The sequence below is a fragment of the Dactylosporangium sp. NPDC005555 genome (genome assembly GCF_040605635.1).
GTDB lineage: Bacteria > Actinomycetota > Actinomycetes > Mycobacteriales > Micromonosporaceae > Dactylosporangium.
On the sequence record NZ_JBEXDG010000048.1, the window covers coordinates 42157 to 68261 of the forward strand.

Sequence of the window (26105 nt, forward strand, 5' to 3'; positions counted from 1 at the left end):
GGGATCGAGATTCGAGGCCGGCGGTCTCGCGGCGGTGCACGAGCGGCAGTGGCTCCCGGCTCCGCCGGCGCCTCGGCGCGCGCGGGTGGTCGGGCCGGTAAGCGGGCCGGTGCGCGGTCGTGGCGTGCCGCGGGGCGGCAGGGCGGGGGTCAGGGACCGTAGCGGCGGACCGGCCCGGCGGGTCTGCCGGCGGCGGGGGCGAGGCACAGCTGCGTCTGTTCCTGCATCGCATAGGGCTGAGCCGGGTCCGGGCACGATCCGGCCGGGAAGACCCTTGCCGTGACGGTGTAGGCATCGGGCTCGGCGCAGTCGACCCGGCGAGCCTGCGCACCGTCCTGGCGGACGCACTGGCCGACCTGGATCGTGGTGAGCGACTCCGACGGCGCCACCACGAACCCGACCCAGACCCCAGTGGCGATGGCCACCGCCGCCCCGGTGAGCGTGCCGGCGGCGACCTTCGCGACCCGGGCGGCCTTCGCCCTGGTGCTCCTGGTTGCCGGTCTCGCCTCGTGAGCCCCCGTGCGCCCCCTCCGCTCGGCCGCGAAGCCCTCGGTGGAAGTGGTCCCTGCGGTGACACCGGGTCCCGCCGGTGTGCCACGGCGCCGCCCGCTGAGGCGGAAACGGTCCAACAGCGACGCCGGGTGCGACGGCATGGGGACGTCGATCGGCTCGACGAACGGCATCCCGGCCCATGGCCCAGGAGGCACCGCACCGCCCACCGTTCCCGCCGTGGCCGGATGCGGACCGTTCGCCGGGTGCGCGGCGGCGGGATGCGGACCGTTCGCCGGGTGCGGGCCGGTTGCCGGGTGCGAGCCGGTTGCCGGGTGCGAGCTGCCCGGCGCGTGCGGGCCGCCCGCGTTCCGAGGGGCGCCCGTGTACTGGGCGGCTGCTGTGTTGTGGGAGGCGTGCGAGGACTGGGAGGCATTCGGAGTCTGAGCAGTGCCCGCGGTCTCCGCACGCGCCGTCGCCTGGGGACCCAGAGCGGCCGTTGGGCCGCCCGCTGTTTGCCAGGCATCGTTCGCTTGCCGGGCATCGTTCGCTTGCCGGGCATCGTTCGCTTGCCGGGCGCCCGTCGTCTGCCAAGCGCCGGTCGTCTGCTGGGTGCCTGCCTTTTGCCGGGCACCGGTCGTCTGCGGGGCAGCTGCCGCTTTCGGGGTGGCTGCCGGCTCCGGAGCCGCGACGGAATCGGCGGCGGCGACCGTCGACGGCGGGGTTTCCGTTGCGGCGGAGAACGCTGTGGGTTGGAAGGGTGGGGCTGCGTCTGGCCGTACACCGGCCGGATCCGCGGCAGGGGCGCTTGCCGTGGCCTGTCGGGGGCGGCGGGCGTTCGCGCGGGGACGGACGGGCAGGCAGCCGTCGGCGACCGCGAGCTTCGGCCGGCGCACCAGGGTCGGCTCCAGGCCGAGGCGGTCACGCAACAGCTTCGCGACGAGGGGGATCCTCGACGAGCCGCCGATCAGCAGCACGCCCGCGACGTCGGCGGGCGTCACGCCCGCCTCCACGATCGTGGCGACCGTCGCCTCGACGGTGCGGTCGAGGAGTGGGCGGGCGATCGCCTCCAGGTCGGTGCGGTGCAGCAGCACCGATTCCTCGAACAGTGGCACCTGGACCGTGGTGGACTCGGCCACGGAGAGGAGTTCCTTGGCGGCCCGGACCTCGTCGAACAGACGGCGGCCCGCGCGCCAGTCGCCGGTGGTCTGCGGCAGTGTCAGGCGCTCCCAGCGGATGCTGTCGTCGGCGATGACCGAGCCGAGGTGGGTGACGACGGCCGCGTCCAGCTCCAGGCCGCCGACATCGGGGAGTTCGCGCTGCGCGAGGACGTCGAAGGTCGCGCCCGAGCGGCGGACGACGGCGGCGTCGAAGGTGCCGGCGCCCAGGTCGTACACGATGAGGCAGCCACCGCCGGGAACATCGATACTGCCGGAGTCCACGGCGTGCAGCGCGGCCGCGACGGGCTCGGCGAGAAGCTTCGTGTGGCCGAGGCCGACCTTCGCCGCGGCGCGGGTCAGCGTCGCCTGCTGGCGGCGGTCCCAGCAGGCCGGGTGGGTGAGCGTCACGCTGGTCATCGGCTCACCCGCGACCCGCCGGGCCTCGGCGGCGACCCGCCCGAGGACGGCCGCGTACAGGTCGCCGACCGGGCACTCGACGCCGCCGAGCACGACGGCGCCGCTGTCGACGCAGCGTTTCGGGTACGCGGCGAGCCGGTCCGGGAACGTCTGACCCAGCACGAGCGCGTCGCGGCCCACGAGCAGGTGCGGCGCGTTGTCCAGACACGCCGCGGACGGCAGGAACTCCTCGCCGTCGAACACGAGCGGATGGTGCTCGCCGTCCGGCCCCGCGAGCACAGCGACGGTGCTCGAGGTGCCGAAGTCGACACTCAGCTGATAGCCTCCCACGCTTTCAGGCTAAATGTCCGACAGGCCCCTTGTCTCACGGTTGGTACGCCGGCACGACGCCCCATCCCAGCGCCGCAAGGGTCACCCGCACCGGCACGTCCTTCTGAGGTTCACTTGGCGGTGCCGAACCGATCGGCCAGCCGGTCCCAGTGGTCGGTGGTCATGAGCATGATCGTCCGACTGTCGAGATCGGGGCCGCTCAGCCAGGTCAGCTCGTCCCAGATCGTCACACAGGCATCATGCCGCCTGCTCCACAGTGAGCAGCGTCTTGCCGAGGGTCTGGCGGGATTCGATGGCGGCGTGGGCGTCGGCGGCCCGGGACAAGGGGAATGTCTGGCCGATGACCGGACGCAGCGTGCCCTCCGCGGCGGCCTGCAGGGCGCGGACCGCCAGCTCGGGTGCGCGCTGGCCGATGCGCAGCAGCTCCGGGAAGCCGAAGCCGGTCACGCCCTCGCCGGTCTGCGTCGGCGGGCCGCCCGCGGCGCCGTGGACGACGTACCGGCCGCCGGGCCTGGTCGCCTTGAGCGCTTCGCCGCCGGGGGTGCCGCCGACACCGTCGTACACCACGTCGAAACCCCTGACCGGGTTGCTCCAACCGGGCGTGGTGTAGTCGACGGCCTCGGCGCCGAGGTCCCTGATCAGCGCGAGCTTCCGCTCTCCCGACGCCGCCCCGACGACGCGTGCGCCGGCGTGCAGGGCGAGCTGGACGAGGAGGCTGCCGAGCCCACCGGCGGCGGCCAGGACCAGCACCGCCTCCCCGGGCTGCGGCGCGCCGAGCTCGTGCAGGCCCAGCGCGGTCCGCCCGTCGGCGATGAGCGCCGTCGCGGCCGGCGTCGACACCCCGTCCGGGATCGGGATCGCGTTGCGGACCGCGGCGACGGCCAGCTCGGCATACCCGCCGGTGCCGTTCAGGCTCGCCACGACCCGCCTGCCGACCAGCTCCGGGTCACCGCCGGGCCCGACGGCGGCCACGGTCCCGCCGACCCCGTTGCCAATAATGGCAGGCGGGACCGCACCCGCCCTCGGGGCCCGGCCGGCCCTGGTCTGCGTCTCGATGAACGTGATCCCGGCGGCCTCCACCCGGATCAGCACCTCGTCCGGCCCGGGGACCGGCTCGTCGGCCTCCCCCAGCTCCAGCACCGACGGAGGACCGACCGCACGCCACCACACAGCTCGCATCACGCGGATCAGCCTGCAACCTCAACCGCGGTTGAGGTCAAGGATCCCGTTGCCGCGATGTTGCCGTGATCCGATATGAATTGACGATGGAGTATCCGGCCTATCTGGCGACGATGCCGATGCACGCCATCACCGAGGTCTACGGGGAAGACGGGCTGCGGGAGCGGTACCGGCTGGAGATCCAGCGGTTCGACCCGGCCGAACGACAGCGGCTCGTCGACGCGCTGGAGCTGGCCACGCGGTTGCACAAGGACGACCGGCGGGTGCGGGAGCCGTACGTCAACCATCTGCTGCGGGTCGCGATCCGCGTCATGCACCACTACGAGGTCAGCGACGTCGACGTGATCGTCGCGGCGGTCCTGCACGACACCGTCGAGGACCACCCCGACGAGCTGGCCGGCGTCCCGGGCGCCACGGCCGAGGCGGCGCTCGCGGTCCTCGCCGCCCGCTTCGGTACGCGCACCGCGCAGCTCGTCGCGGCCGTCACCAACCCGGTCTACGACCCGGACGTCGACAAGCACACGCAGTACCGGCAGCACGTCCGCGACAGCCTCGAACGCGAGCCGTGGGCACGGGTGCTGAAGGTCTCCGACTTCACCGACAACGGGGTCGGCGTCATCCACACCACCGGGCCGAAGGTCGCCTCGTCGGCCGCGAAGTACCGGCCGCTGGTGCCGGTCCTGCGCGAGCTCGTCGCCCGCCCCGACACCCCGCTGTCCCGCCTGGTGAAGCAGCACATCTTCCGCCAGCTCGACCTCGCCGAGGAGCGCTTCGCCGCCATTCTCGATCCCGCCTGACCTGCTGACCGCCTGCCAGGACACGCCGGTCGTCAGCTGAAGTCGGCGGCGTGCTCGTGCGCCCACTGCGCGAACGTGCGCGCCGGGCGCCCGGTCACCCGGAAGTCCGTGTCGTACCCTCCGGTGACGGCACCCGAGGACAGCGTGACGATCCGCTCGTCGCGGCCGTCACCGACCCGGTCCACGACCCGGACGGCGACCAGCGCGCGCAGGGTTCCGCGGTCGTGCTCAGGACGGCCGCCCGGCAAGATCCGACGGCAGCTCGGTGGCGGAACGACGCAGCAGCGCCTCGACGTCGCCGGCGGGCAGTGGCCCCGCGACGGGTGGCGCGACGCGTACCCCGCGGGCCCGCAGCCGTTCCAGCTGGGCAGCGGCGGACGGGTCGCCGGCGGGAGCGATCCCGAGGATCAGGTTCCGCGGGTCGAACCCGGTCCGGTCGAGCTCCCGCAGCACATCGTCGGCGAGTGCCGGGCGGGCCGGCTCCGTCGCCGGCAGGGTGACGCTCAGGTGCAGCGTCCGCCCGGCGGGCAGGTCCGCCTGCCACCGGCCGACCTGCCGGCTCGCCTCCCGCAGCACCCAGGCGCCGACGTCGGCGTCGCGGCCGGCGACGAAGTCGTCCGGGCCGAGCAGCCCCCTGGTCGGATGCTGCCACTGGACGACCGGTTCGACGGCCACGAGGTCGCCGGTGCCGGGGTCGACGATCGGCTGGTACCGCAGGCGCAGCTGCCCGTCCTTCACCGCCGCGGCCAGGTCGTCGGCGGGCGCCGCGGCCGGTGCGGCGTCCATGGCCTCGGCCGAGTAGCGCACCCAGCTCGGCGTGCCGCGGCGTTTGGCCGCGTACATCGCGAGATCGGCGCGGTGCAGCAGTTCGCTCGCGTCGAGGTCGTCGGTGGCACCGGACGGGCCGCGCTGGGCGACCGCGATGCCGATGCTGGCCCGCAGTTGCAGGGTGTGCCCGGCCAGGTTGAGCCGTGGCACGCAGGCGTCCAGGATCCGCTCCGCGACGCCGGTGCCGTCCCGGGTGCCGGGAAGGACGACGGCGAATTCGTCCCCGCCGAGGCGGGCGGGCGTGTCGGTGCCGCGGCAGGCCCGCCGCAGCACGTCCGCGAACGCGACGAGCAGCTGGTCGCCGACCTCGTGCCCGTAGGAGTCGTTGACCTGTTTGAAGCCGTTGAGGTCGATGAGCAGCACCGCGCCGACGCCGACGAGCAGCACGACGTCGCCGACGGCGAAGACCACCGCGCCGAGCCCGAGCGGGTTGAGCAGGTCGCCGCTCTGCAGTGCCGGGCCGAGCACCAGGTACCACATCAGCATCACGCCGGCGCCGAGGACGGTGGTGACGTCCATCGTGAGTTTCCAGCGTGCCCTGCGGTCCATCGGTTCGGTGGCGAACGACAGCAGCCCCATGAGCAGCACCGGCACGACCAGGGTGCGGGGCACCACGGCGAGGACGGTCGCCGGGCCCCAGCTCTTGTCGCCGGTGGTGAACGCGATCGAGAACCCGACGCCGGCGATGATGAGCAGCGCGAGCGCCGCGCTGGTGAACCGGAACGGGCGGCGCACCGCGCTCGGCAGCCGCCGGTTGGTCGCCACGCGGAGGTGGTAGGCGAGGGCGACGGCCTCCAATGTGCACAAGGAGATGCCGGCGGCCCTGGTGTTGAACAGGTCGGCGAGGCGGAACGCCGTCAGCGCCGCGAAGAGCAGGCAGGCCGCGATCAGCAGGCGCCGGGTCCGTGGCGGCACCGGGCCGCCGGCCGAGTCGTTCCCTGCGGCCGATCTCGTCACCCCGGACACTCCGATCGCACCGGATCAGGCAGCTCTCAGGGCTCCTATCGGATCCGGTCCGGCGGACCTGAGCCGGAACGCCGCGGCACGTCGGTCGCCGGCGCGGCGGGGGTTGACTTGCAGTGCGGTTGAGGTCTGAAGGTGTGCGGCATGGACACGACGATCGAAGCGTTGCGGGAAGTTGTCGGCAAAGTGCAGGACGCGCAGCAGCGGGAGGCGGTGGACGAGTTCGTCGCGTTGTTCCGGCACGACGCGGTCTGGACGACCGGGCACGGGAAGCGGTTGACCGGCCGGGACGAGATCGCGGCGTTCACGGGGAAGGTGCTGCCGGGCGCGATGCGGGGCACCACGGTCACGTACGAGATGCTCGACGTGCTCTTCATCCGGCCCGACGTGGCGGCGGTGCGGGTCAGGCAGACGACGGTGTCGCCGGACGGGGCCGCCGAGGGCAGCCCCGTCTACGTGATGGCGCGGGAGGACGGCCGCTGGCTGCTGACCGCCTGCCAGAACACGCCGGTGGTCGGCTGAAGGCGCCGGCGGGTCACAGCCCCGGTCGGCTGGGCCTGCCGACGGTCACAGCCCGGGGAAGTCCTCGGGCGCCCGGGCGAGCTCGTCATACTCGGTGCTGAGCCGGACGATCTCGGCGGCCAGGTCGGCCCGCAGCGTGTCGTGTTCGGGTCCGAGCGGCACCGCCATCCGCTCCGCCATCGGGTAGTGGGTGACGGGGCCGTGCTGCAGCTCCGGCGGCTCCCATTCGTAGCGAGGGTGGACGTGGCCGTGCAGGACCGGGTCGAGGTTGCCGAGCACCATGTAGTTGACCCGGCGGAACTGCGGGTCGCGGCGCTCGCACACGGTCTGCACCGCCTCGCCGACGAGGTCCAGGTCGGCGAGGAACTGCAGGCGCCGGCCCCGGGGCAGGTCGGCGAGGCGGTCCGCGGAGGGGTCGTCGGTGAGCAGGACACAGTAGCCCGGCAGGAACTGGGTGTCGCCCATGACCACGAACCCCGACGCCAGCCGCGCCAGCACGGTCGGGTTGCGGCCTTCCAGGGCCGACCGGATACGGTCTTTGCGCCAGTCGTCCATGGCCGCCACGGTACCGTCAGCGCATGGGGACGAGCTACCAGACGCTGCTCGTGGCGGCCGCGCTCGAGCCGGTCTGCGGCGCGCTGACCGCGGCCGGCGTCGACGCGATCGCGCTGCCCGCCGCGGCGAACCGGACGGCGGTCATCCCGCGGGAGGGCGCGCTCGACTTCGCCGACCCGGGCGATCTGGCCGAGCGGATCGGCGCCGGGACCGGCTGGGCGACCCTGGCCAATGTGGTCGAGGACTCCGACTGGCTGCAGCTGGAGGCCTATCAGGAGGGCCGGTTCGTGCACCGGTACCGCTCCGACCGTCCCGCCCCGGACGACGCGGCCCGGCTCGTCCCGTTCGGCACGGGTGAGGTCGACGCGACGCGGCTGGGCAGGGCGTTGCGCGGCGAGTTCGACGGCTCCGGACCCGTCTATGCGGAGTTTCAGCACCGCCTGATCCTCAACGCCCTGCACCTGGACCCGCGCGGCCTCACGACCGCGTACCGCTGGGCGGACACCGGCGACCTGCCGGGAGCCGTCCGCGTCACCCCCTAGTCCCGGGCGTCCTGGTTGAGGAAGCGGGCGAAGCCGCGCCAGGAGTTGGGGCCCATCACGCCGTCGATCGGGCCCGCGTACCCGTGGCCGGACGCGAGCCGCTGCACGGCGCTCCAGGAGTTGATCACCCGGCCAGGACCGCCGACAGTCCGCTCGCCTGGGTCCGCCAATCGGCGGCGGAGAGCGCCGCCCACCGGCTGCCGACCCGGTTGAGGCTGTCCCGCGTGGCCCACACCGAGTTCGACTGCGCGGTGCGGAAGGACTGGAACTGGGTGCCCGCCTCCGCCAGGTACCCGATGAAGATCCCCTTGAACTGTTTGCCGTTGTCGTCGCATGTGGACGGTGGCACGTCGCACGACTCGGTGAGCACACCGGAGCGGACCAGCGGCGAAGCGAGCGCCGCCGTGCCGAGCTGCCGGGCACGGTCCAGATAGGACGTTTGGCCGGTGGCGCGGTACAGCTCCATCGCCGCGCCGATCGCCAGTCCCTGGTTGTAGGACCACACCGTCTGGCCGTTGTTGGCGCAGCCGCCGGTGAGCCCGTCGTTGACCAGGCCCGAGCTGTTGATCATGCCGCTGGCGGTGAACCAGTTCCATCCCGTCACGGCCCGCTGCAGCCAGACCGTGTCGCCGGCCGCGTCGCCGGCAAGGCGGTTGTGCAGGGCCGCGGTGAGCCGCAGGAACAGGCCGATCGTGACGGCGTTCTTGTACGTGCGTTCCCGGTCCCACCACACGCCGCCGCCGCACGTGGACGTGTCGTAGAACCCGTTGACGTAGCCGGCGACGGTGACCGCCTCGTCGAGGTACGCGCGGTCACCGGTCAGGTCGTAGGCGGCGATCCACGTCAGCCCCCACCAGGCGCTGTCGTCGATCGAGCGGCTGATGAAGTGCCCGTCGATCGGGTCGGAGGAGCGGGCGCCGGCCGGGAACGCGACCCGGTTGACGTCGAACGTCCGCCGGACCGTCCACAGGTAGCGGTTGTCGCCGGTGCGCCGGGTGTAGTCGATGACGGTGCGCAGCGCGACCGCGGAGTTCCACCAGCTCGACGGCCACCACGCGGTGTTCGGGTCGTAGGAGTACATGAGGGCGTCAGCCATGGCCGCGGCGCGGTTGGCGGACGGGCGCGCCCACGCGGTGCAGGTGACGGATCCGGCCCGTCCGCAGGCCCGGACCGCGCCACCGTACAGATAGGACGCGGGGTCGAGGGTGTTGTATGCGGCGGTGCGCGCCGTCGTGGTGCGCCCGAGCAACGAGCCGCCGGGCCAGGTCGCGCCGGCGTCCCAGGAACGGTCCAGCCACACCTCGTCGCCGGCCTGCCCGCCCGACACGGTGCCCCACGCCATGCCGGCCGCGTCCAGGTGCAGCGCGAACGTCCGGCCGTTGAGGCTCGTCGTTCTGACGGCTTCGGCGTCGGTACCGCCGGCAGCCCCGTCGCACGCCGGCGAGCACAACGGCAGATGGCTCCAGCCGGTGCAGGCGACCCCGCGGGCGTCGCCGCAGGCGCGGATCAGCCCCCGCCGGTGGTTCGACGGATCGGCCACGTTGTACATGAGCGTGCGGGTGCCGGTCCACGTTCCCGGGATGGACGCCTTGCCCAGCAGCCCTTCCCACGTGGCGCCGCCGTCGAACGAGCGGTCCAGCCACACCGAGTCGCCGAGGACCCCGGCGTCGATGCTGCCCCAGGCCATGTTGTCCACATCGGACACGTGCAGGACGAGCCGCCGGCCGTTGACGGTCACCGCCGGGACGGGGAACGTCTCCTGCCGGGCGAGGGACGGGTCACGGGTGTCGCAGTACAGCGCGCAGATCGCGGCCGCGGCGTGCGCCGCCTGCCCGGGCAGGACGACGAACCCGAGCAGCAGCAGGGTAACCAGGACACGTCGCATGATGTTCACCTCAGCACTCTCACGTCGGTGGTGGTCAGCGCCAGCCGCCGCTCGGCGGGCCCATGAACACGTAGGGCCGGCCGTCGACGCGGACGGTGCCGGCGAGTGCGGCGGGACGGAGAACGTCCCTGCGGGACGCGTGTGGCATCGATGTCACGCTGGGCTCCCCATGGCGGTTGAAGGGCCGGACGGATTCGACATCAGCAAACATTTCCGAACGCTAACTGTCAACAGTCCTTATAAATATTCACGAAAGCCGACGGCCATCCGCCGTATCCCCCGCGTGCGCGCCGGATTCGTACCATTCCGGCCATGCGTCGATCGATGTCCCTCGCCCTGGTGCGCTGAGCGTGGACCGGGTCGCCGTCGTCTACAACGCGCGGTCCGGCGTGTTCCTGGACGCCGGGTCGCCGCGGGAGCGGCTCGCCGGGATGTTCGGCCGGGCGGGCGTCACCGCCGACGTCCGGCCGTTCGACCCGCACACTCTCGCGGCCGATGTGCGGGAGCTGCTGCGGGCGGGGCCGGACGCGCTGTTCGTCGCCGGCGGTGACGGCACCGTCCGGTCGGTCGCCGAGCGCATGCTGGGCAGCGACGTGCCGCTCGGCGTCATCCCCGCCGGCACGATGAACGTCCTCGCCCGCGACCTGGGCGTGCCCGACGGTCTGGAACCCGCCGTGGCGGCGCTGCTCGCGGCGCCCGTCACGCGGATCGACGTGGCGACGGTCAACGACGTGCCGTTCCTGTGCAGCTCGGCCCTGGCGATGATGCCGCACCTCGGCCGGCTCCGCGAGCACGCCCGGGGGCGCCCCGCGGCCGAGACGTTGCGGCTGCCGGGACGCGTCGTCCGGCTGCTGCGGCGGTACCCCCGGCTGAAGCTCACGATCGACGTCGACGGGACCGTGCACCACGCGCGGACCAGGGCGGTCGTGGTGTCGTGCAACCCTCTCTCGGCCGGCCCGGCACCGATGCCCGGCAGGGCACGCCTCGACGCCGGCATCCTCGCCGTGTACGTCACCCACGACCGGACCGTCTGGGATCTCCTGGCCGTCGCCGCCGGACTGATCCGCGGCAGCTGGCAGCGCGACGGGCGGGTCCGCACGTACACCGGCGAAACCGTGCGCATGGAATCGCCCTCGCTGGCAATGATGAGTGTGATGAGTGACGGTGAGATCGCCCAGCTGACCATGCCGCTGCGCTACGGGATCCGGCCGCGGGCACTCGCGGTGCTCGCGCCGGGAGCGGCACTGTGACGGCCGTGCGGATCGCGCAGATCTCCGACCTGCACTTCGGCCGCGACGTCCCGGCGGTCGCGGCGGCGCTGCTGGCCGAGCTGCGCGACGCCGCGCCGACGCTCGTCGCGGTGTGCGGCGACCTGACGCAGACGGCGCGCGAGGCGGAGTTCCAGGCCGTCCGCGCGTTCCTCGACGAGCTGCCCACCCCGGCGGTCGTCGTGCCCGGCAACCATGACCTGCCCGGCTGGCGCTTCTGGTCGCGGTTCACCCGGCCGTGGCGGCCGTGGCGGCGGCACCTCGGCACCGACCCGCGCGGCGCCGTCACCCACACGACCGGTGGGCTCGTCGCCGTCGGCGTCAACACCGCCCGGCGCTGGGGCCCGCACCACGACTGGTCACGGGGCCGGATCGACGCCCGGCAGCTGGCCGCCGCCGCGACCGCGTTCGGCGCCGCACCCGCCGGTGACCTGCGGGTGCTCGTCGCGCACCACCCGTTCCTGCTGACCGCGGCGGGCCGCGCCCGCGGGCTCGTCGGCCGGTCCGGCCCGGCGCTGCGGCACCTGCGGCGGCGCGCGGACCTGCTGCTCGGCGGGCACATCCACCTCGCCTACAGCGGCGTCGTCGACGGCCTCGTCGTGGCGCAGTCCGGCACCGCGTTCTCCGACCGGCTCAAGGGCGAGCCCAACAGCTACAACCTCATCGAGGCCACCGGCGACCGGCTCACCGTCACCATCCGGCGCTGGGACGGCGACCGCTTCGACGCCGCCAATCGCACGGCGTACCGCCGCGACGACCACGAATGGGTCGCGCACCCCACCGATTGATCGACGCCCGTAGAGTGTCCGCATGGCGTTGCGGGGACGGCAGGTGCTCGTGCTGGTCGCGGCGGTAGCGGCGGTGTTCGCCCTCCTCGTCACCGGGATCGTGCTGGTGGTGTCGCGGGCCGCCGACGGGCCGCGGGTCACCCTGACGGTGACCGCGGCCGGCGACGGCGACCGCGACCTCGAGGTCACCCGGGCGCTGCTGCTCGCCCGGATGAAGGCCGCGAAGCTCGACGACCCGTCGGTGACCCGCGACGGCGACCGCAGGCTCGTGCTCACCGCCCACCGCACCTCGGCCGAGCAGCTGAAGGCGCTGACCGCGCCCGGCCGGCTGCACCTGCGCCGGGTCGCCGCCACCGCCGACGGGTCCGGCGCCGCCACCACCACGCTGCCCGCGCCGACGTCGACCCCGGCGGTCGCCGCGTCGCTCGGCGACGCCTACACCGCCGCGGCCGCCGTCACCACCGAGCAGCAGGCGCAGGCGCTGCCCCCGGCCGTGCGGGCCGCGTTCGCCGGGCTGCCGCCGCAGGACGTCGCGACCCTCCCGGCGCGGATGCGGCTGCTGATCCCGGAGATCCGCTGCGAGCAGCTCGCCGGCCGTCCCGCGGACGTCGCGGGCGGGCCGGTCGTCGCCTGCGAGGGCCCGGTGAAGATGCTGCTCGACCCGGCGGCGATCACCGGCGCCGACATCGCCTCGGCGACGGCGGGCCGCTCCGACCAGGGCCAGTGGGTCGTCACCGCGGCGTTCCGCCCCGACGCGCAGGCGAAGTTCACCGACCTGTCGAAGCAGCTGTCCGACGCGCAGGAGCGGCTCGCCATCGTCCTGGACAACACCGTCATCTCCGCACCGCAGGTCGTCGGCGCCATCACCGGCGACGTCCAGGTCACCGGCCAGTTCACCGAGCAGCGGGCCCGCGCCCTCGCCGCCCAGCTCGGCGGCGGCGGCGAGCTCCCCGTCACGCTCACGGTCGTCTGAGGCGCCCCGTTCAGGTCGCGGGCGGGCCGCTGATCGGGCAGCGGCGGCACCATGCGGCAGCGGATCTTCGGCCCGGTCCTGGCCGGCATCGCCCCGGCGGCGCTGCCGCAGCTCGCGCAACCCGTGCGGCCGCCTGCGGCGGGCACCCTGGCGGCCGGGGTCGTCAGCTGCGTCGCCGTCGTCGGCAGCGTCCGGCGCGGTGTCGGTCAGGGCGCGCGGCGGGTAGAACTGCGGGCATGACGAGTCGTATCGCGGTGATCGCCATTGACGCGCTGGACCGGGACAAGGTCGCGGCCTTCTGGACGGCGGTGCTCGGCTGGAGCGTCCTGGAGCAGGACGCGGAGGTCACCAGCATCGGCCCCGCCGACAAGGGCTGGCCGTGCATCGACATCGTGTCGGTGCCGGAGCGCAAGACCGTGAAGAACCGCCTGCACCTGGACCTGCGCGCCGACGGCAGCACCGCCGGGGAGGAGGTCGCCCGGCTCCTCGCGCTCGGCGCCACGCGGGCCGACGTCGGTCAGGGCGACGACGTGACCTGGACGGTGCTCGCCGACCCGGAGGGCAACGAGTTCTGCGTCCTGTCGCGGTCCGTCCAGGAGGTCTGAGGGGCTCACCGCTCCCCCGCCGCCGCCGGACCGCGTTGCCAGGCGCGGGGTGCGGTCCACCGGCGCAGCATGGCGACGAGGCGGAAGACGAAGACGAACACCGCGGCGCCGGCCGCGATCCCCGGCATCGGCAGGCCCGCCTCGTGGGCGGCGGCGACGATGACGGCGCCCGTCGCGGCGGGGATCGCGTACAGGTGCGTGTCGGCCTTCACCAGCGCCGGGGTCTCCCGGGCGGTGATGTCGCGCAGCACCCCGCCGCCGACCGCGGTCGTGATGCCGAGCAGCACCGCCTGGATCGGCCCCAGGTCGTACTCGAACGCCTTCAGCGTGCCGGTGACGCAGAACAGGCTGAGGCCCGCGGCGTCGAAGACGAGCACCGTGAACGACAGCCGCCGCGCGAGCGGGTGGACGAAGAACGTCACGCCCGCGGCCGCCAGCGGGATCGCCAGGTAGGTGACGTTCGCGAACGCCGCCGGTGGCGTGTCGCCGATGATCACGTCCCGCAGGATGCCGCCGCCGAGCGCCGTCAGCATCGCCAGGACCACGATGCCGACGACGTCGAACCCTTTGTGGATGGCCATCAGCGCGCCCGACGTCGCGAACACGTAGAGCCCGACGAGCTCGAGGACACCGACGACCGCACCTGCCGACATGCCAGCCAGTGTCGCCGGTCCGGCCGTCGTACGCGGCACGGGCCGGCAGCAGGCGGCTGCGCGGGTCCCGCGGCGATCACCAAGAGCGTCGCGACTATCACCCAAGGTGGGGGAAATGTGACGAATTAAGATTGTACCTACCGATATCACAGGAAATGCGTGCGATACGATCCGGGCTTCACGTCGAGCGCTTCCCCCGGTGCGGACCGAGAGGGACATCGTCATGACCGTGCGGATCAGCATCGTGGCGCTCGCCATCAGCGCCATCAGCGCCGTCACCGCCATCGCCGCGCCGCCCGCCACGGCCGCGCCGTCCTCGCCGGTCCGGTGTCCTCCGCGGGGCGGGTGCTGCTGCACGACGCGAAGGGCACCACCGCCGTGACGACGGCCGCGGGGACGGCACTGTGGCGGACGAGGACCCGGTGGACGCCCCTCGCGGCGACCGGCGACCGGTTCTTCGCCGTGCCCGACCCCGTCTCGCAGGGCGACCAGCAGGGGCTCGCGGCGATCCGGGCGGCCTCGGGCGGGGTCGCGTGGCGGCAGCCGGCGTCGGTGACGTCGGTCGCCACCGACGGGCGGCGGGTCTACGCCGCGGCCGGCCGGACCGTCACCGCGTTCCACGCCGGGAAGGGCGCGAAGCTGTGGACGCGGGGGCTGCCCGGCACGGCGGGGCGACCCGTCCGGGCCGGCGGGCTGCTGTACGTCACGGTGGAGGGCGGACCGGCCGCGGTGCTGTCACCGGTCACCGGCGGGGACGTGCCCGGCGCCGCACGCCTGGACGGCGCCGACGGCCACGTCGTCGTCTCCGGCGGACGGCTCTACACCACCGACGGCAGCACCCTGCGTGCCTACACCCCGTGAGCCTGTGCGGGCCGCGCCCACGCCCGCCGCGACCACCAGCACCATGCCGAGCACGCCGACCGGGCCGGGCGCCTGGTGCAGGAGGACACCGCCGACGATCAGCGCGATCGCCGGTTCGAGGCTCATCATCGTGCCGAAGGCGCCGGCGGTGAGCTTTCGCAGCGCGTACATCTCCAGGCTGAACGGCACGACGGCGAGCAGGACGGCCAGCCCGAACCCCGCGGCGAGCACGGTCCACGTGAGACCGGCCACGACCGACGGGCCCGCGACGGCGGACGCGACCAGCCCGGCGACGAGCGTGGCGACGGCAAGGCCCGCGTAGCCGCTGACGTGGTCGCCGACGTGCTGGGTCAGCAGGATGTAGCCGGCCCAGCAGGCGGCCGCGGCGAGGGCGAACGCGACGCCCGCCGGGTCGGTGCCGCCGTGCCAGGGCTCGGTGAGCAGCACGACGCCGGCGCCCGCGAGCAGCGGCCACACCAGCGTCGCGCGGCGGCCGCGGGCGGCGGCGACGGCAAGGGGGCCGAGGAACTCCAGGGCGCTGGCCGTGCCGAGCGGCAGCCGCGCGACCGCGGCCATGAACGTCAGCGTCATGCATCCGGTGACCACGCCGAGGGCGACGGTGGCAAGGATGCTCGCCTTGGTGAAGTCGCGCGGCCGGGGCCTGACCAGCACCAGCAGGAGCAGCGCGGCGCAGACGAGACGCAGGCAGACGGCGCCGGACGGGCCGACGCTGTCGAACAGGCCGGTCGAGGCGGCCAGCCCGAGCTGGATGCAGACCATGGCGGAGATCGCGGCGAACATGGTCCGAGTAGACGGCATCCGAACCATCCACGTCCACGTGAGATTCGCTGATGTACCGTTCGGAAATGCTGAACAATGAGCGGCTGCTGCTCCTGGCGGAGCTCGCCCGGCTCGGCTCGATGCGGGAGGTCGCCGAGGAGCTCGGCACCACCACGTCGACGGTGTCGCAGCAGCTGGCGGTCCTCGCCAGGGAGGCCGGCACCGCCCTGCTCGAGCCCGACGGGCGACGGGTCCGGCTGACCCCGGCGGGCCGGCGGCTGGCCCGGCACGCGGTGACGATCCTCGCCGCGGTCGAGGCGGCCCGGCTGGACCTGGACCCGTCCGCCGAGCCGGCGGGCACGGTGCGGGTCGCCGGGTTCGCCACCGCGATCCGCCGCTCCCTGCTGCCGATCGTCGCGGCGCTGCCGGCCCGCCACCCCGCGCTACGGGTCCTCATCCACGAGCACGAGCCGGCCGAGGCGCTGCAGCTGCTCGCCGGCGACGAGGTGGACCTCGCCCTCACCTACGACTACAACCTCGCCCCGACCGCGTTCCCCGGCTTCGTCGAGGCGGGTCCACTGTGGACGTCCCCGTGGAGTCTCGGTGTCCCATCGGGATCCACAGTGGACGGCGAGGCCCTGGACGTGTTCCGCCACTTCCGGGACACGCACTGGCTCGTCAACTCCCGCAACACCGCCGACGAGGACGTGGTGCGGACCGTCGCGTCGATGGCCGGCATCACGCCACGGATCGCGCACCGCGCCGACAGCCTCGACCTGATCCAGGACCTGATCGTCGCCGGCCTCGGCGTCGGGCTCCTGCCCGCGGACCAGCCCACGATCGCCGGCGTCTCGCTGGTGCCGCTGCGAAACCCCGACGTGCGGCTGCGCGCGTTCGCGGTGACCCGCCTCGGCCGCCGCGCCTGGCCGCCCCTCGCCGTCGTCCTGTCACTGCTCTGCGGGACGTAGCCGCTCCTCCATGCCGCGCCGGCGTCCCGATGACCGCAGGGCGGTGAGGACCTCGGCAAGCTGGGAACGGGTGGGCAGGAGGCGGAGGCCTTCGTCGATCTCGTGAGCGGACCAGGCGCGGTGGGCCGGGTCGGCGGCGGGGTCAAGGGCGGTGCGGAGTTGGGCGTGGAGGAAGTTCAGGCGGCAGCCCAGCAGCATCGTGAAGTCGGCCGGCCCGGTGAGGCGGGCAGGGCCGCCCTCGCGGACGTACGCGGCGTACAGGGCGCGCACGGCGGCGAGGTCGAGACGGTCGTCGCAGTACCAGTCGAACAGCATCCGGGCGAGTTCCCGTGCGGGCGCGGCGGGGCCGAGGTCGTCCCAGTCGACGACGACGAGCGCGCCTGCGGGGTCGGCGAGAATGTTCTCCGGGTGCAGGTCACGGTGGCAGACGAGCAGGGTGGCCGGGTCCGCAGGACCCACGTCGGCGCACAGTGCGGGCAGGGTCGCGAGGCATTCGGCGAGCAGCGGCGCCCACTTCCCGGCCGCGGGCGGCCAGTCCGAAGGCACGCTGTCGTACCAGGGTTCGCCGTCCGGCGGGGCGGGCGGGGCGCAGCGGTGCAGGCGGGCCAGGAGTGTGCCGAGGGCGTCCGGGGTGGCGGGCGCCGAGGGGTCGATCGGGTGCAGATCGATCCAGTCGTACAGGCGCAGCCACGTGCCACCGGACGTCCGGTGGAGATACCGCCCGTCCATGTCGGGACGGCTGAGTGGGAGCCGTACACCCGCCGCCGAAGCCGACGCGGAGAACCGGAGCTCCGCGTCGATCGCCGCCGCTGCGGGCGGGTCGCGGAAGAGCTCCTTCAGTGCGAAGGGGCCACCGACCGTGTCGACGCGCCAGATCCGGCCGAGGGCACCACGCGGGCCGGGGGTCAGGACGGCGTCGGCGGACCAGCCGTACGCCGCGCGGGCCTCAGCTTCGCCGCGCACGCAGGAACGCCTGGGGTGACTTCTCGACGCCGGCGGGTGGCCGGACGAGGCGGGCGGTGACCGGCAGGTCGAGCGCGGCGAGCTCAGCGGTGAGGCGGTCCGGGTCGGGCAGGTGCCAGTCGAGCGGGACGGGATGGCCGTAGGCGGACCCGCGCTCCGCCTGCTGCTCGGCGTCGAGGCCGGGCAGCAGGCGGGCGTAGTCGGCGGCGACGGTGTCATACGCGTGCCGGGTGTCATCGAAGGTCACAGCGCGTGGCCGGTGGTGCTGTCGACGTTGGCGGGCACCTCGCCGTCGTGGCGGTCGCCGGTGGTGACGGTGCCGGTCGGCTCGAACATGAGGATCGCGCCGCCGGGCGAGGACGGGCGGTGCTCCACGCCGCGCGGCACGACGAACGTGTCGCCCTTGCGCAGTCGCACGGTCCGCTCGCCGTGCTCGTCACGGATGGCGACGTCGAACTGCCCGTCGAGCACGAGGAAGAACTCGTCGGTGTGCTCGTGCACGTGCCAGACGTGCTCGCCCAGGGTGTGCGCGATCCGCACGTCGTAGTCGTTGACCCGGGCGACGATCCGCGGGCTGTACACCTCGTCGAATGAGGCCAGGGCCTCGGTCAGGTTCACCGGCTGCATGGTCCTATCCTGCCCTTGCCGAAGCCTCGGCGGCTTGTACGTTTTTTGACGCCCGGCGCGCGACTTTCCGTTACTGCGCCTGGTGGGCGATCTTCCGTTACTGCGCCTGGTGGGCGATCTGGATCAGGTTGCCGCACGTGTCGTCGAACGTGGCGACCGTGACCGGGCCCATCTCGGTCGGCTCCTGGGTGAAGACGACGCCGAGGGCGCGCAGCCGCTCGTATTCCTTGTGCACGTCGTCCACGGCGAACGACGTGTAGGGGATGCCGTCCTCGACGAGCGCCGCCCGGAACGGGGCGACCGCCGGGTGGTTCGCCGGCTCGAGGAGCAGCTCGGTGCCGTCGGGGCGCTCGGGCGACACCACGGTGATCCAGCTGAACTCGCCCATCGGCACGTCGTGCTTCTTCACGAAGCCGAGGACCTCGGTGTAGAACTTCAGCCCCTTGGCCTGGTCGTCGACGAACACGCTCGCCAGGTTGATGATCATCAGGTGTCCTTAGCTTGTGGGCTTAACCATCGCTCGACGACCGCCCGCAGCGGGCCGACGTCGAGGTGGTGGAACTTGTAGCGCCCCTCCCGCCGCGTCACGATCAGCCCGGCCGCCTCCAGGAGCTCCAGGTGCTGGGAGATCGCCTGGCGGGACGAGCTGATGTGATGCTTCATGGTGAGGCGGCCGCAGAGCTCGAACAGTGTCTGCCCGTCGCGATCGGTGAGCTCGTCGACGATCGCGCGGCGGGTCGGGTCGGCGAGCGCCTTGAAGACGTCGCCACTCATCTCGCTCATGACCCACTCATGATAGGCAAGCAGTTGCTTGCATATCAAGTCCCCCGGCGCTTCACAGAACGGTCGGCGTGGTGATCGTGAACCGCGCCTCGACCTCCGCCCGCACCCGCTGCCGCGGCGGATCCAGCTGGAGCGGCGCGGCGCCACCATAGGAGGCCCGCTTCATGGCGCCCGCGTCATACGTCTGGAACGGCCCGACCTGGTCGGTGCGCCCCAGCCCCGGATCGGCCAGCTCGATCAGGTCGACGACCTGCGCGCCGAGTGCGTCGGCATACTCCTTGCCCCGCGCGATCGCGTCGGCGACCGCGTCGCGACGCACCGCCCTGAACACCGGGCTCTCCGGCCGCAGCGACCACGTCGGGCCGTGCACGTGCGCCTGATCCTGCCCGGCGACCGTCAGCATCATCTCCCCCAGCGCCGCGAAGTCCCGCACCACGACCGTGGTGGAGACGCTGCCGGAATATGCCGTGACGCGCTCACCCTTCTTGGCCATCTCCGGGTGCACGTGCAGGCCGCTCGTCTCACGCCGCTCGATCGCGTCACCGTGCCGGTCGAACACCGCCCGCAACGCCTCCGCCCGCTCCCGCAACCGGGTCAGCGTCGTCTCCCGGTCCTTGTCCCGCGCCACGATCGTCACCGTGAACTCCGCCAGCTCGGGATCGACCTCACGCAACGCCTCACCACGCACCGCAACCACTGTCATGCCCGCAGCGTAATCACGGCGTACGACATTTTCGGCGGCTCGCCGCTACCGGTGCAGGACGTCCATGACCAGGCGGGTGAAGCCGCTCGCGAGGAGGGTGGCGGCGATCGCGGTGAGCAGGATGCCGGCGATGCGGTCCAGGATGACACGGGAATGGTCGGACAGGCGAAGGCCCGCCCGACCCGCGACGAACACGCAGGCACCCGTGACCGCGGCGTACAGCAGGGCGCCGATGAGCAGCGCCAGTACGCCTGCCACACCTGCGGCCTGGGCGCGGAAGCTGATGAGGACGGCGATGGTGGCGCCGCCGACGGTGAGCGGGAACGTCAGCGGCATGAAGACGATCGACCGCCACGACGTCGACGGGGCGGCGAGCGCGGCGCCGGTCGAGGCCGGCTCCTCGGTCCGGCCGAGCATCATCGGCACGGCGGCGAGCATCAGCGCGATGCCACCCGTCGCGGAGAGCGCCGCCGTGGTGAGGCCGAGGAGCTCCAGCAGCGGCTCCCCGACGAGGATCGTGACGACCGCGATGGCGGCGACGTTGACGAACAGGCCGAGCGCGAGCCGGACGTGCTGGCGGGAGTCGACCGGTTGCAGCACCGGGATGTACGACGACACCGCCGCGACCGGACTGTAGAGCCCGACCAGCGCCAGCAGCATCAGGATCGCCAGGTCCAGGTTGCCCACGTCGGACATCCGCTGCGCGTCACAGTCCGTCGCGGAGGATCGGGCAGGTCATGCAGTGCCCGCCGCCGCGGCCCTTGCCGAGCTCGAACCCCTCGATCTCCACCACCTGGACACCGTGCTCGCGCAGGTTGCGGTTGGTGTACTCGTTCTTGTGGTATCCGACGACCACACCGGGCTCGATGGCGACGAAGTTGCAGCCGCTGTCCCACTGCTCCCGGGCCCGCTGGTCCGGGTCGCCGCCGGTCGGGATGACGTCGAGGTGCCCGATGCCGAGGGCGTCCTCGAACGCCGCGACGAGCCCCTTGTCGCGGCGCACGTCCAGCGTGCCGGGCCGGTCGCCGGGGAACAGCGTGAACGCCGCCGCGCCCTCGACGACCGGCGGGTATCCGGTCGCCTTGTCCCGGTCCACCAGCGTGAAGACGGTGTCCAGATGCATGTACGAGCGGCTCGGCGGGATGTGCACGGCGATCACCCGCCCGGCGGCGCCCCGCTCGAACAGCGACAGCGCGAGGTGCTCGACCATGTGCGGGCTGGTGCGCTCGCTGACCCCGACCGCGACGGCGCCGTTGCCGATCGGCATCATGTCGCCACCTTCGAGGCACGCCCGGCCGAAGTCCTCCTCGTCGAAGCTGCCGTCGTCGCCCATCGGCGGATACCAGTAGTCGAACCCGGCCCCGGCGAACATCGGATGGTGGTGGTAGATGACGCTCTGGTTGATCGTCTCCAGCCGCCGGGCGTGGAAGAACAGCGGGTTGAGCGACACGCCCCCGTAGAGCCAGGCCGCGGGGTCACGCTGGTAGAGCGAGTTCGGCAGCGCCGGCAGGATGAATGACCTCGGCTGCGCGAGGGCCGCGACCAGTGACCGCTGATCGAGGTCCTGTCTCCGCGCTCGTACGAGGTCGAAGAACTCCGCCTTGGTGAGGCCGCCGATGAGGTGCTTGGCGAGGGTCTCGCCGTCCCACCCGGCGAGCTCCTCACGGACCGGGTCGAGCAGCGCCGGCCCGACGGACAGGTGCGTGACGGTGCGCTCGACGGTGTGCCGCCGGGCCTCGGGGCTCTGCAGCGCCTCGGCGAGCAGCGCCTGGTGGTAGAACACCTCGACGCCGTGCCCGCGCAGCATCGCCACGAACTCGTCGTGCTCGGACTGCGCCCGGCTCACCCACGGAAGGTCGTCGAAGAGCAGTTCCTCCCGGTTGTTCGGGGTGAGCCGCCGCAGGCTCAGCTCCGGCCGGTGCACGATCACTTTCCGCAGCCGGCCGACCTCCGACGCAACACCAAACGGTCCGGGCACAACCGACCTCCGCGCCTCGGCGCCCCCGGGCGGGACGCGGCAGGCTCGGCCCTACCCCGCCTGCGCCGTTCCACACCGCCTCCGAGCCGTTCGCCCCTCACCGCCGCCGCACCGCCTCCCCGGCCCGGCCGGCGGCCCGGGATGGAGCGCCGTGCACCGACAGGGTGCATCGCGCCCGCTCCGGCCCGGTCGACGGTTCCGGTCACGGCATCTCTTGGACGACGGTCAGCGGACCCGGCCGGTGCGCAGGTCGATCCACCGGCTCTGCCCATCGACGGTCGCGCCGAGCGCCGCGTCCGCGCCGACCGGGACGCTGACGACGACGATCGCGCCGACGGTGATGTCGCCGTCGAGCGGACGGACGGTGCCGCCGACGTCGACCTGCCAGTCGGCGAAGAGGGTGGCATAGCCACCCTCGGGCTCGGGCAGGTGGCCGGTGGCCGGGACCTGGGCGAGCAGGAACTCGTGGCCGTCCGCGGCCCGGTGCTCGCCCCGCATGCCGCGGCTCACGTCGTCGGGGTGCAGGCCGTAGGCCGCCTGCGAGAAGACGCGGCCGTCGAAGGTGCGGGCGACGCCGAGGGTGTCGAAGGCGACACCATACGTCGGGCCGACGAGCCGCGCGACCGCCGGGTCGGCGGGCCGGGTGTCGGCGGCCGCCACGAGGCTGCGGAAGGTGTCGGGTCCACCGCGGAGGACTCCGTTGTAGCCGGCGTCGACGGTGACGATCCCGGGCGGCCCGGCCGTCCATCCGCAGCCGAGCGCGAGCACCGCGACGACCGCGAGGACGAGGAGCCTGGCGCGTGGCATCGGCCGAGGGTGCCATCGCCGTGGCCGGCCCGCCGCCGTCTGTCGGGCATCGGTCATGCCGGCACGGCCTCCAGATCTCGGCTGCGTCCGTCGTCAGGCGGGCCAGTCGCCGAGGAGGTGACGACGGATCAGGGCGGCGTGCGACAGCGGGGTGGAGAGGTCGGCGACGTCGCCGTTGGTGGTGTAGTCGAGCAGGACCACGTCGCCGGCCTCCGCCAGCCGTCGCAGCCCCTGCACCTCCTCGGCGGCCCGGTGCTCCAGCACCCACCGATACACAGGCAGATAGATCTGTCGGCGCGCCGACTCGTAGTCCAGCAGCGTGGACCCGGTCAGGCCTTGCCGGTGGCCGTGGACCTGGCCGAAGCGGCGGACCGTCCGCTTCAGCCCCGTCATGCCCGTCGCCGTCAGCTTCGCCGGGTCGACGTCGGCGGTGTCGAACACCTTCAGCGCCTGCCAGATGCCCTCCACCGACGCCCCGGCCGTGCCCGGGCTGAACGGCACCGGGATGCCCCCGTGCGGATAGAACGGGCTCAGCCGCACCCACGGCCGCGGCCCGCGGGACGTCACGTCGATCACCGTCGCACCCGGGAACGCCGCCGCCAGCGACGCCGCACCCCGCCGCCGGCCCGCCACCTGCACCACCATCGAAATCGCCTCCCCCGTCCCACGCATCATGCTCCGGGGGTACGACAATTCTCGGCATGGACGATCCCTACGACCTCGCCAGGTTCACCGCCGCGCAGCAGGACACCTACGACGACGCGCTCGACGAGCTGCGCCGCGGGCGGAAGCGCAGCCACTGGATGTGGTTCGTGTTCCCGCAGGTCGCGGGCCTCGGGTCGAGCTACGCGGCGCAGCGCTTCGCGATCTCGTCGCTGGACGAGGCACGCGCCTACCTGCAGCACCCGGTGCTCGGGCCGCGCCTGCACGAGTGCGCGGAGGCGATGCTCGGCAACACGGAGGCGACCGCCCGGGAGATCCTCGGCGACATCGACGCGATGAAACTGCGCTCGTCCATGACCCTGTTCCGGCTCGCCGCGCCGGAGGAGACCGTCTTCGCCCGGGTCATCGACCGGTTCTTCGAGGGCGCCCCGGACGCCGAGACGCTCCGGCGCGTCTGAGCCGCACGTCAGGCCGGCCGCTCGAACGGCAGCGGCATCCCGGCGGCGTCCAGGACCCGTACATAACCATCGACGATCGCCGCGAGATGGCTCGCCGCATAGGCCAGCTCTTCCTCCGCGGCGGCCGTCTCGCCGGACCGGAGCAGGTCCAGGGCCCGCTGCACCTCCCCGGTGAGCACGGACAGCGAGTCGCCCTGGACGAGGACGCCCGGGAAGCGCCGGCCGGGCAGTCGTAACACCGCGTAGTTGTTCTGACCTGGAATCATCTCGACCTCTACGCGTGCCATACCTGATCGTACGGCCGTCGACAGGGTTCGGCCCTGGCACGTTTCCGGGATTCGACTGCGCACGGTGTTGCCTACCGTCAATCGCAACACCACGACAGACCTTCCAGGGGAGCACACGATGAGCGAGTACGGCGACACCGGTTACGACGGCGGCGCGGACTACGGCCACTACGAGGCCGGTCAGGAGCACGAGTCCCTCGACCAGCTGCACCAGGCGGCCGGCAGCGAGCAGAACTACGACTCCCAGTTCGGCGTGTACGAGGCCGACCACGCCTCCGCCGAGAACACCAGCTTCGACCAGGGCCACCACGTCGAGTACAGCGACCCGAACGGCACCCACTACGAGGAGTCGGACTACACCTCGTACGACCACTCCGCGGCCGAGACCGACCACGTCTTCGCCGCCGAGGGCTCCGAGTCCTACAGCGCCTCCGAGTGGAGCCAGCTCGACGCGCTGCAGCACCAGCTGGACACCGCGTTCGCGTCGGCCACCCAGATCAGCACCGTCTCCAACTGAGACGACCCACCCCCTGGCGCAGGGCCGGTCACCATCACGGTGGCCGGCCTTCGCCATGTCTCCAGGTCGTTCCCGGCCTCGGCGGCATCGAAGTCGGCGGGCGCCATGACGCTCCCGCCGGACCGCAGCCGCATTGCCTCACGGTGGCAAAGCATTGACAAACATCACGGCCGAACTACGCTCGGAGAGCGCTCTCTCACTCTGTTGGAACGAGGTTCCCGTGCGCCGGTTCATCGCTGTGCCAAGCGCCATCCTGCTGTTGACCGCCGGACTGCCCGCGGCACCCGCCGCCGCGGCCGTCCCCGCCAGGTACAGCATCACCGACCTGGGCGTGCTGTCCGCCGACCCGCAGGCGCAGAGCACCGCCCTCGCGGTCAACAACGCCGGCGTGGTCGTCGGCAACGCGTCGACACCGTCCGGGCAGCACGCGTTCCGCTGGGCCGGTGGCGTGATGACGGACCTGGGCACCCTGCCCGGCGGCGGCACCAGCACCGCGAACGCGATCAACGACGCCGGTCAGGTCGCCGGCACCGCCGACCGTTCCGCCGGCGGCTACGGGTACCCCGTGCGGTGGAGCGCCTCGGGTGCGATCACCGACCTCGGTGGTCCCGTCGTCAACCGGCTCGGCGTCGGCAACGGCATCGACCAGCGGGGAAGGGTCGCCGGCGGGCAGCGTCCCGCGGACTCTCAGGGATCGCCGATCGCCATGGTGTACGAGCTCGACGGCACCCCCACGTCCCTCGGCACCCCTCCGGAGAGCCTCGACGCGGCCACCGCGATCAACCTCCTCGGCCACGTCACGGCGAACCCCGGCACCGTCTGGCGCGCCGGGAGGCTGAGCCCGCTGCCGGGGCTGCGGTACATCGCGGAGGACCGGACCAGCGCGTACGCCATCAACCAGCGCGACGAGGTCGCGGGCTCGGCACCCGTCGGCGACGCGGCGACCCACGCCGTGATGTGGCCGTCGGCGACGATCCAGGACGGGCAGCCGTTCGGCGGGGTCGACATCGGCACGGTGGACGGCATCGCCTACAGCACCGGCCGTGGCATCAACGCGTCCGGCCAGGTGGTCGGGACCGCCGACCCGATGTGCCACCCGTGCGCGGCGCCGAAGGCGTGGGTGTGGCACCCCGGCGGCACGATCGCGGCGCTCGACTCGCTCATCCCGGCGGGCTCCGGTTGGCAGCTGCAGCAGGCGTACGGCATCAACGACCGCGGCCAGATCGTCGGCCGCGGTGTCCACAACGGCACGTTCCGGGCGTTCCTGCTGACGCCGCGGTTCTCCGCGACCGTGAACTTCCAGCCGGCCTCCGCACCCGTCCCGGTCGGCTACACCGCCGATACCGGCGCGGTCTACGGTCCGCGTGGCGGCGGCCGCACGTACGGGTGGGCCTCCGACAACACGGCCGCGACGCGGGACCGCGGCTCGGCCGGCGCGATCGACCAGCGGTACGACACCCTCGTGCACTCCCAGCGCCCGACCGCCGCCAACCGCTGGGAACTGTCCGTGCCCAACGGCGACTACCTCGTGCACCTCGTCGCTGGCGACCCCGACCACACCGACAGCGTCCACCGCTTCACGGTCGAGGGCGTGGCGGCGATCACCGGCACGCCGGCCGCGACGAACCGGTTCCTCGAACGGACCCTCGCGGTGACCGTCACGGACGGCCGCCTGACCGTCGCCAACGCCCCCGGCGCGAGCAACAACAAGCTCGCTTACGTGGACGTGGTCGCCTTGTAGCGGCGTCAGTAGGGT

The 26105-nt window shown here is 73.0% G+C and carries 33 protein-coding genes and 1 pseudogene; 13 read left to right on the forward strand and 21 right to left on the reverse strand.

The features are described 5' to 3' along the window. Positions 1-149: 149 nt before the first annotated feature. Together ABZS58_RS37455 and ABZS58_RS37460 are read right to left on the reverse strand one after the other, a co-directional pair. Entirely contained in the window at positions 150-2396 is a 2247-nt protein-coding gene (locus ABZS58_RS37455) for an Hsp70 family protein (RefSeq protein WP_354788147.1), read from the reverse strand. A gap of 237 nt (positions 2397-2633) precedes the next feature. Continuing rightward, the gene (locus ABZS58_RS37460; RefSeq protein ID WP_354788222.1) at positions 2634-3575 is read right to left on the reverse strand and encodes a zinc-binding dehydrogenase; all 942 of its coding nucleotides are present in this window, start codon (positions 3573-3575) and stop codon (positions 2634-2636) included. 86 nt (positions 3576-3661) lie between these two features. Between ABZS58_RS37460 and ABZS58_RS37465 the strand changes: the two genes are divergently transcribed. Next, on the forward strand, positions 3662-4372 hold the full coding sequence (locus tag ABZS58_RS37465; protein WP_354788148.1) for an HD domain-containing protein: 711 nt from the start codon (positions 3662-3664) through the stop codon (positions 4370-4372). 32 nt (positions 4373-4404) lie between these two features. Here ABZS58_RS37465 and ABZS58_RS37470 read toward each other — a convergent pair whose 3' ends face one another. Beyond that, on the reverse strand, positions 4405-4620 hold the full coding sequence (locus ABZS58_RS37470; protein ID WP_354788149.1) for a hypothetical protein: 216 nt from the start codon (positions 4618-4620) through the stop codon (positions 4405-4407). Continuing rightward, positions 4601-6157, reverse strand: coding sequence for a diguanylate cyclase (locus ABZS58_RS37475; protein ID WP_354788150.1), 1557 nt, complete (start codon positions 6155-6157; stop codon positions 4601-4603). The genes ABZS58_RS37470 and ABZS58_RS37475 overlap by 20 nt, the downstream gene beginning before the upstream one ends. Positions 6158-6307: 150 nt before the next feature. On the opposite strand from ABZS58_RS37475, the gene ABZS58_RS37480 reads away from it, so the two are divergent. Next, on the forward strand, positions 6308-6685 hold the full coding sequence (locus ABZS58_RS37480; RefSeq protein ID WP_354788151.1) for an SgcJ/EcaC family oxidoreductase: 378 nt from the start codon (positions 6308-6310) through the stop codon (positions 6683-6685). 45 nt (positions 6686-6730) lie between these two features. Here ABZS58_RS37480 and ABZS58_RS37485 read toward each other — a convergent pair whose 3' ends face one another. Then, a complete protein-coding gene (locus ABZS58_RS37485) occupies positions 6731-7240 on the reverse strand; it encodes a diadenosine tetraphosphate hydrolase (protein ID WP_354788153.1) in 510 nt (169 codons plus the stop codon). Positions 7241-7263: 23 nt separating this feature from the next. On the opposite strand from ABZS58_RS37485, the gene ABZS58_RS37490 reads away from it, so the two are divergent. Further along, on the forward strand, positions 7264-7782 hold the full coding sequence (locus ABZS58_RS37490; protein WP_354788155.1) for a hypothetical protein: 519 nt from the start codon (positions 7264-7266) through the stop codon (positions 7780-7782). On the opposite strand, the gene ABZS58_RS37495 is transcribed toward ABZS58_RS37490, so the two are convergent. From ABZS58_RS37495 to ABZS58_RS37505, 3 genes are read right to left on the reverse strand one after another with little or no spacing between them, the layout of a single operon-like run. Next, the gene (locus tag ABZS58_RS37495; protein ID WP_354788156.1) at positions 7779-7910 is read right to left on the reverse strand and encodes a hypothetical protein; all 132 of its coding nucleotides are present in this window, start codon (positions 7908-7910) and stop codon (positions 7779-7781) included. The genes ABZS58_RS37490 and ABZS58_RS37495 overlap by 4 nt on opposite strands. Then, entirely contained in the window at positions 7907-9667 is a 1761-nt protein-coding gene (locus ABZS58_RS37500; protein ID WP_354788157.1) for a glycoside hydrolase family 76 protein, read from the reverse strand. Before ABZS58_RS37500 ends, ABZS58_RS37495 begins: the two co-directional genes overlap by 4 nt. A gap of 34 nt (positions 9668-9701) precedes the next feature. Further along, the gene (locus tag ABZS58_RS37505) at positions 9702-9824 is read right to left on the reverse strand and encodes a hypothetical protein (RefSeq protein WP_354788159.1); all 123 of its coding nucleotides are present in this window, start codon (positions 9822-9824) and stop codon (positions 9702-9704) included. Positions 9825-10017: 193 nt separating this feature from the next. Here ABZS58_RS37505 and ABZS58_RS37510 point away from each other — a divergent pair, with 193 nt between their 5' ends. The 5 genes from ABZS58_RS37510 to ABZS58_RS37530 are packed head-to-tail and all read left to right on the forward strand — an operon-like array spanning position 10018 to position 13301. Further along, positions 10018-10917 (forward strand): diacylglycerol kinase family protein, encoded by a 900-nt coding sequence (locus tag ABZS58_RS37510; RefSeq protein WP_354788161.1) that lies wholly within the window; start codon positions 10018-10020, stop codon positions 10915-10917. A gap of 5 nt (positions 10918-10922) precedes the next feature. Continuing rightward, positions 10923-11723 (forward strand): metallophosphoesterase, encoded by an 801-nt coding sequence (locus tag ABZS58_RS37515; RefSeq protein ID WP_354788162.1) that lies wholly within the window; start codon positions 10923-10925, stop codon positions 11721-11723. A 22-nt stretch (positions 11724-11745) separates the two neighbouring features. After that, a complete protein-coding gene (locus tag ABZS58_RS37520) occupies positions 11746-12696 on the forward strand; it encodes a hypothetical protein (RefSeq protein ID WP_354788163.1) in 951 nt (316 codons plus the stop codon). Between the two features lie 51 nt (positions 12697-12747). Beyond that, positions 12748-12936 (forward strand): hypothetical protein, encoded by a 189-nt coding sequence (locus ABZS58_RS37525; protein ID WP_354788164.1) that lies wholly within the window; start codon positions 12748-12750, stop codon positions 12934-12936. Further along, positions 12933-13301 carry a VOC family protein gene (locus ABZS58_RS37530; RefSeq protein WP_354788165.1) on the forward strand — a complete coding sequence of 123 codons (369 nt, stop codon included), beginning with the start codon at positions 12933-12935 and terminating at the stop codon, positions 13299-13301. The genes ABZS58_RS37525 and ABZS58_RS37530 overlap by 4 nt, the downstream gene beginning before the upstream one ends. Before the next feature lie 5 nt (positions 13302-13306). Here the strand turns inward: ABZS58_RS37530 and ABZS58_RS37535 are convergent, their stop codons facing one another. After that, positions 13307-13954 carry a trimeric intracellular cation channel family protein gene (locus tag ABZS58_RS37535; protein ID WP_354788166.1) on the reverse strand — a complete coding sequence of 216 codons (648 nt, stop codon included), beginning with the start codon at positions 13952-13954 and terminating at the stop codon, positions 13307-13309. A 327-nt stretch (positions 13955-14281) separates the two neighbouring features. Between ABZS58_RS37535 and ABZS58_RS37540 the strand changes: the two genes are divergently transcribed. Further along, complete coding sequence (locus tag ABZS58_RS37540; RefSeq protein ID WP_354788168.1) at positions 14282-14815, forward strand: PQQ-binding-like beta-propeller repeat protein; 534 nt, start codon at positions 14282-14284, stop codon at positions 14813-14815. Between the two features lie 36 nt (positions 14816-14851). Here the strand turns inward: ABZS58_RS37540 and ABZS58_RS37545 are convergent. Beyond that, a pseudogene (locus ABZS58_RS37545) lies at positions 14852-15643 on the reverse strand (EamA family transporter); the annotation flags it as partial. 38 nt (positions 15644-15681) lie between these two features. Between ABZS58_RS37545 and ABZS58_RS37550 the strand changes: the two are divergent. After that, positions 15682-16563 (forward strand): LysR family transcriptional regulator, encoded by an 882-nt coding sequence (locus ABZS58_RS37550; RefSeq protein ID WP_354788170.1) that lies wholly within the window; start codon positions 15682-15684, stop codon positions 16561-16563. Here ABZS58_RS37550 and ABZS58_RS37555 read toward each other — a convergent pair. The 10 genes from ABZS58_RS37555 to ABZS58_RS37600 form a co-directional block, all read right to left on the reverse strand. Next, on the reverse strand, positions 16543-17526 hold the full coding sequence (locus ABZS58_RS37555; RefSeq protein WP_354788171.1) for a phosphotransferase: 984 nt from the start codon (positions 17524-17526) through the stop codon (positions 16543-16545). The two genes, ABZS58_RS37550 and ABZS58_RS37555, sit on opposite strands and share 21 nt — an antisense overlap. Continuing rightward, entirely contained in the window at positions 17510-17773 is a 264-nt protein-coding gene (locus ABZS58_RS37560) for a hypothetical protein (RefSeq protein WP_354788173.1), read from the reverse strand. The genes ABZS58_RS37555 and ABZS58_RS37560 overlap by 17 nt, the downstream gene beginning before the upstream one ends. Continuing rightward, on the reverse strand, positions 17770-18153 hold the full coding sequence (locus ABZS58_RS37565; protein ID WP_354788175.1) for a cupin domain-containing protein: 384 nt from the start codon (positions 18151-18153) through the stop codon (positions 17770-17772). The genes ABZS58_RS37560 and ABZS58_RS37565 overlap by 4 nt, the downstream gene beginning before the upstream one ends. A gap of 97 nt (positions 18154-18250) precedes the next feature. After that, positions 18251-18640: a VOC family protein gene (locus tag ABZS58_RS37570; protein WP_354788176.1), complete on the reverse strand. Its 390-nt coding sequence runs from the start codon at positions 18638-18640 to the stop codon at positions 18251-18253. Further along, on the reverse strand, positions 18640-18936 hold the full coding sequence (locus ABZS58_RS37575; RefSeq protein WP_354788178.1) for a metalloregulator ArsR/SmtB family transcription factor: 297 nt from the start codon (positions 18934-18936) through the stop codon (positions 18640-18642). The genes ABZS58_RS37570 and ABZS58_RS37575 overlap by 1 nt, the downstream gene beginning before the upstream one ends. A 52-nt stretch (positions 18937-18988) precedes the next feature. Next, entirely contained in the window at positions 18989-19639 is a 651-nt protein-coding gene (locus tag ABZS58_RS37580) for an SIMPL domain-containing protein (RefSeq protein ID WP_354788180.1), read from the reverse strand. 45 nt (positions 19640-19684) lie between these two features. Continuing rightward, positions 19685-20335 (reverse strand): MarC family protein, encoded by a 651-nt coding sequence (locus ABZS58_RS37585; RefSeq protein WP_354788182.1) that lies wholly within the window; start codon positions 20333-20335, stop codon positions 19685-19687. A gap of 10 nt (positions 20336-20345) precedes the next feature. Then, positions 20346-21617, reverse strand: coding sequence for an arginine deiminase (locus ABZS58_RS37590; RefSeq protein WP_354788183.1), 1272 nt, complete (start codon positions 21615-21617; stop codon positions 20346-20348). Between the two features lie 225 nt (positions 21618-21842). Next, positions 21843-22424 carry a hypothetical protein gene (locus tag ABZS58_RS37595; protein WP_354788184.1) on the reverse strand — a complete coding sequence of 194 codons (582 nt, stop codon included), beginning with the start codon at positions 22422-22424 and terminating at the stop codon, positions 21843-21845. A 93-nt stretch (positions 22425-22517) separates the two neighbouring features. Further along, the gene (locus tag ABZS58_RS37600; protein WP_354788185.1) at positions 22518-23069 is read right to left on the reverse strand and encodes a hypothetical protein; all 552 of its coding nucleotides are present in this window, start codon (positions 23067-23069) and stop codon (positions 22518-22520) included. Positions 23070-23125: 56 nt separating this feature from the next. On the opposite strand from ABZS58_RS37600, the gene ABZS58_RS37605 reads away from it, so the two are divergent. After that, positions 23126-23545: a DUF1810 domain-containing protein gene (locus ABZS58_RS37605; protein WP_354788187.1), complete on the forward strand. Its 420-nt coding sequence runs from the start codon at positions 23126-23128 to the stop codon at positions 23543-23545. An 8-nt stretch (positions 23546-23553) separates the two neighbouring features. On the opposite strand, the gene ABZS58_RS37610 is transcribed toward ABZS58_RS37605, so the two are convergent. Next, the gene (locus tag ABZS58_RS37610) at positions 23554-23832 is read right to left on the reverse strand and encodes a hypothetical protein (protein WP_354788188.1); all 279 of its coding nucleotides are present in this window, start codon (positions 23830-23832) and stop codon (positions 23554-23556) included. A 118-nt stretch (positions 23833-23950) separates the two neighbouring features. Here ABZS58_RS37610 and ABZS58_RS37615 point away from each other — a divergent pair, with 118 nt between their 5' ends. Together ABZS58_RS37615 and ABZS58_RS37620 are read left to right on the forward strand one after the other, a co-directional pair. Further along, on the forward strand, positions 23951-24349 hold the full coding sequence (locus ABZS58_RS37615) for a hypothetical protein (RefSeq protein ID WP_354788190.1): 399 nt from the start codon (positions 23951-23953) through the stop codon (positions 24347-24349). Between the two features lie 238 nt (positions 24350-24587). Then, positions 24588-26090: a hypothetical protein gene (locus ABZS58_RS37620; protein WP_354788191.1), complete on the forward strand. Its 1503-nt coding sequence runs from the start codon at positions 24588-24590 to the stop codon at positions 26088-26090. Positions 26091-26105: the final 15 nt, after the last annotated feature.

Excerpts from the sequence above, each read along its gene's own strand:
- ABZS58_RS37565 (WP_354788175.1), bottom strand. The coding sequence starts at position 18,153 with ATGCAGCCGGTGAACCTGACCGAGGCCCTGGCCTCATTCGACGAGGTG.
- ABZS58_RS37490 (WP_354788155.1), top strand. The coding sequence starts at position 7,264 with ATGGGGACGAGCTACCAGACGCTGCTCGTGGCGGCCGCGCTCGAGCCG.
- ABZS58_RS37595 (WP_354788184.1), bottom strand. The coding sequence starts at position 22,424 with ATGCCACGCGCCAGGCTCCTCGTCCTCGCGGTCGTCGCGGTGCTCGCG.
- ABZS58_RS37605 (WP_354788187.1), top strand. The coding sequence starts at position 23,126 with ATGGACGATCCCTACGACCTCGCCAGGTTCACCGCCGCGCAGCAGGAC.
- ABZS58_RS37500 (WP_354788157.1), bottom strand. The coding sequence starts at position 9,667 with ATGCGACGTGTCCTGGTTACCCTGCTGCTGCTCGGGTTCGTCGTCCTG.
- ABZS58_RS37610 (WP_354788188.1), bottom strand. The coding sequence starts at position 23,832 with ATGGCACGCGTAGAGGTCGAGATGATTCCAGGTCAGAACAACTACGCG.
- ABZS58_RS37600 (WP_354788185.1), bottom strand. The coding sequence starts at position 23,069 with ATGGTGGTGCAGGTGGCGGGCCGGCGGCGGGGTGCGGCGTCGCTGGCG.
- ABZS58_RS37535 (WP_354788166.1), bottom strand. The coding sequence starts at position 13,954 with ATGTCGGCAGGTGCGGTCGTCGGTGTCCTCGAGCTCGTCGGGCTCTAC.
- ABZS58_RS37585 (WP_354788182.1), bottom strand. The coding sequence starts at position 20,335 with ATGTCCGACGTGGGCAACCTGGACCTGGCGATCCTGATGCTGCTGGCG.
- ABZS58_RS37530 (WP_354788165.1), top strand. The coding sequence starts at position 12,933 with ATGACGAGTCGTATCGCGGTGATCGCCATTGACGCGCTGGACCGGGAC.
- ABZS58_RS37480 (WP_354788151.1), top strand. The coding sequence starts at position 6,308 with ATGGACACGACGATCGAAGCGTTGCGGGAAGTTGTCGGCAAAGTGCAG.
- ABZS58_RS37570 (WP_354788176.1), bottom strand. The coding sequence starts at position 18,640 with ATGATCATCAACCTGGCGAGCGTGTTCGTCGACGACCAGGCCAAGGGG.
- ABZS58_RS37580 (WP_354788180.1), bottom strand. The coding sequence starts at position 19,639 with ATGACAGTGGTTGCGGTGCGTGGTGAGGCGTTGCGTGAGGTCGATCCC.
- ABZS58_RS37615 (WP_354788190.1), top strand. The coding sequence starts at position 23,951 with ATGAGCGAGTACGGCGACACCGGTTACGACGGCGGCGCGGACTACGGC.
- ABZS58_RS37485 (WP_354788153.1), bottom strand. The coding sequence starts at position 7,240 with ATGGACGACTGGCGCAAAGACCGTATCCGGTCGGCCCTGGAAGGCCGC.
- ABZS58_RS37520 (WP_354788163.1), top strand. The coding sequence starts at position 11,746 with ATGGCGTTGCGGGGACGGCAGGTGCTCGTGCTGGTCGCGGCGGTAGCG.
- ABZS58_RS37525 (WP_354788164.1), top strand. The coding sequence starts at position 12,748 with ATGCGGCAGCGGATCTTCGGCCCGGTCCTGGCCGGCATCGCCCCGGCG.
- ABZS58_RS37575 (WP_354788178.1), bottom strand. The coding sequence starts at position 18,936 with ATGAGCGAGATGAGTGGCGACGTCTTCAAGGCGCTCGCCGACCCGACC.
- ABZS58_RS37465 (WP_354788148.1), top strand. The coding sequence starts at position 3,662 with ATGGAGTATCCGGCCTATCTGGCGACGATGCCGATGCACGCCATCACC.
- ABZS58_RS37550 (WP_354788170.1), top strand. The coding sequence starts at position 15,682 with ATGCTGAACAATGAGCGGCTGCTGCTCCTGGCGGAGCTCGCCCGGCTC.
- ABZS58_RS37460 (WP_354788222.1), bottom strand. The coding sequence starts at position 3,575 with ATGCGAGCTGTGTGGTGGCGTGCGGTCGGTCCTCCGTCGGTGCTGGAG.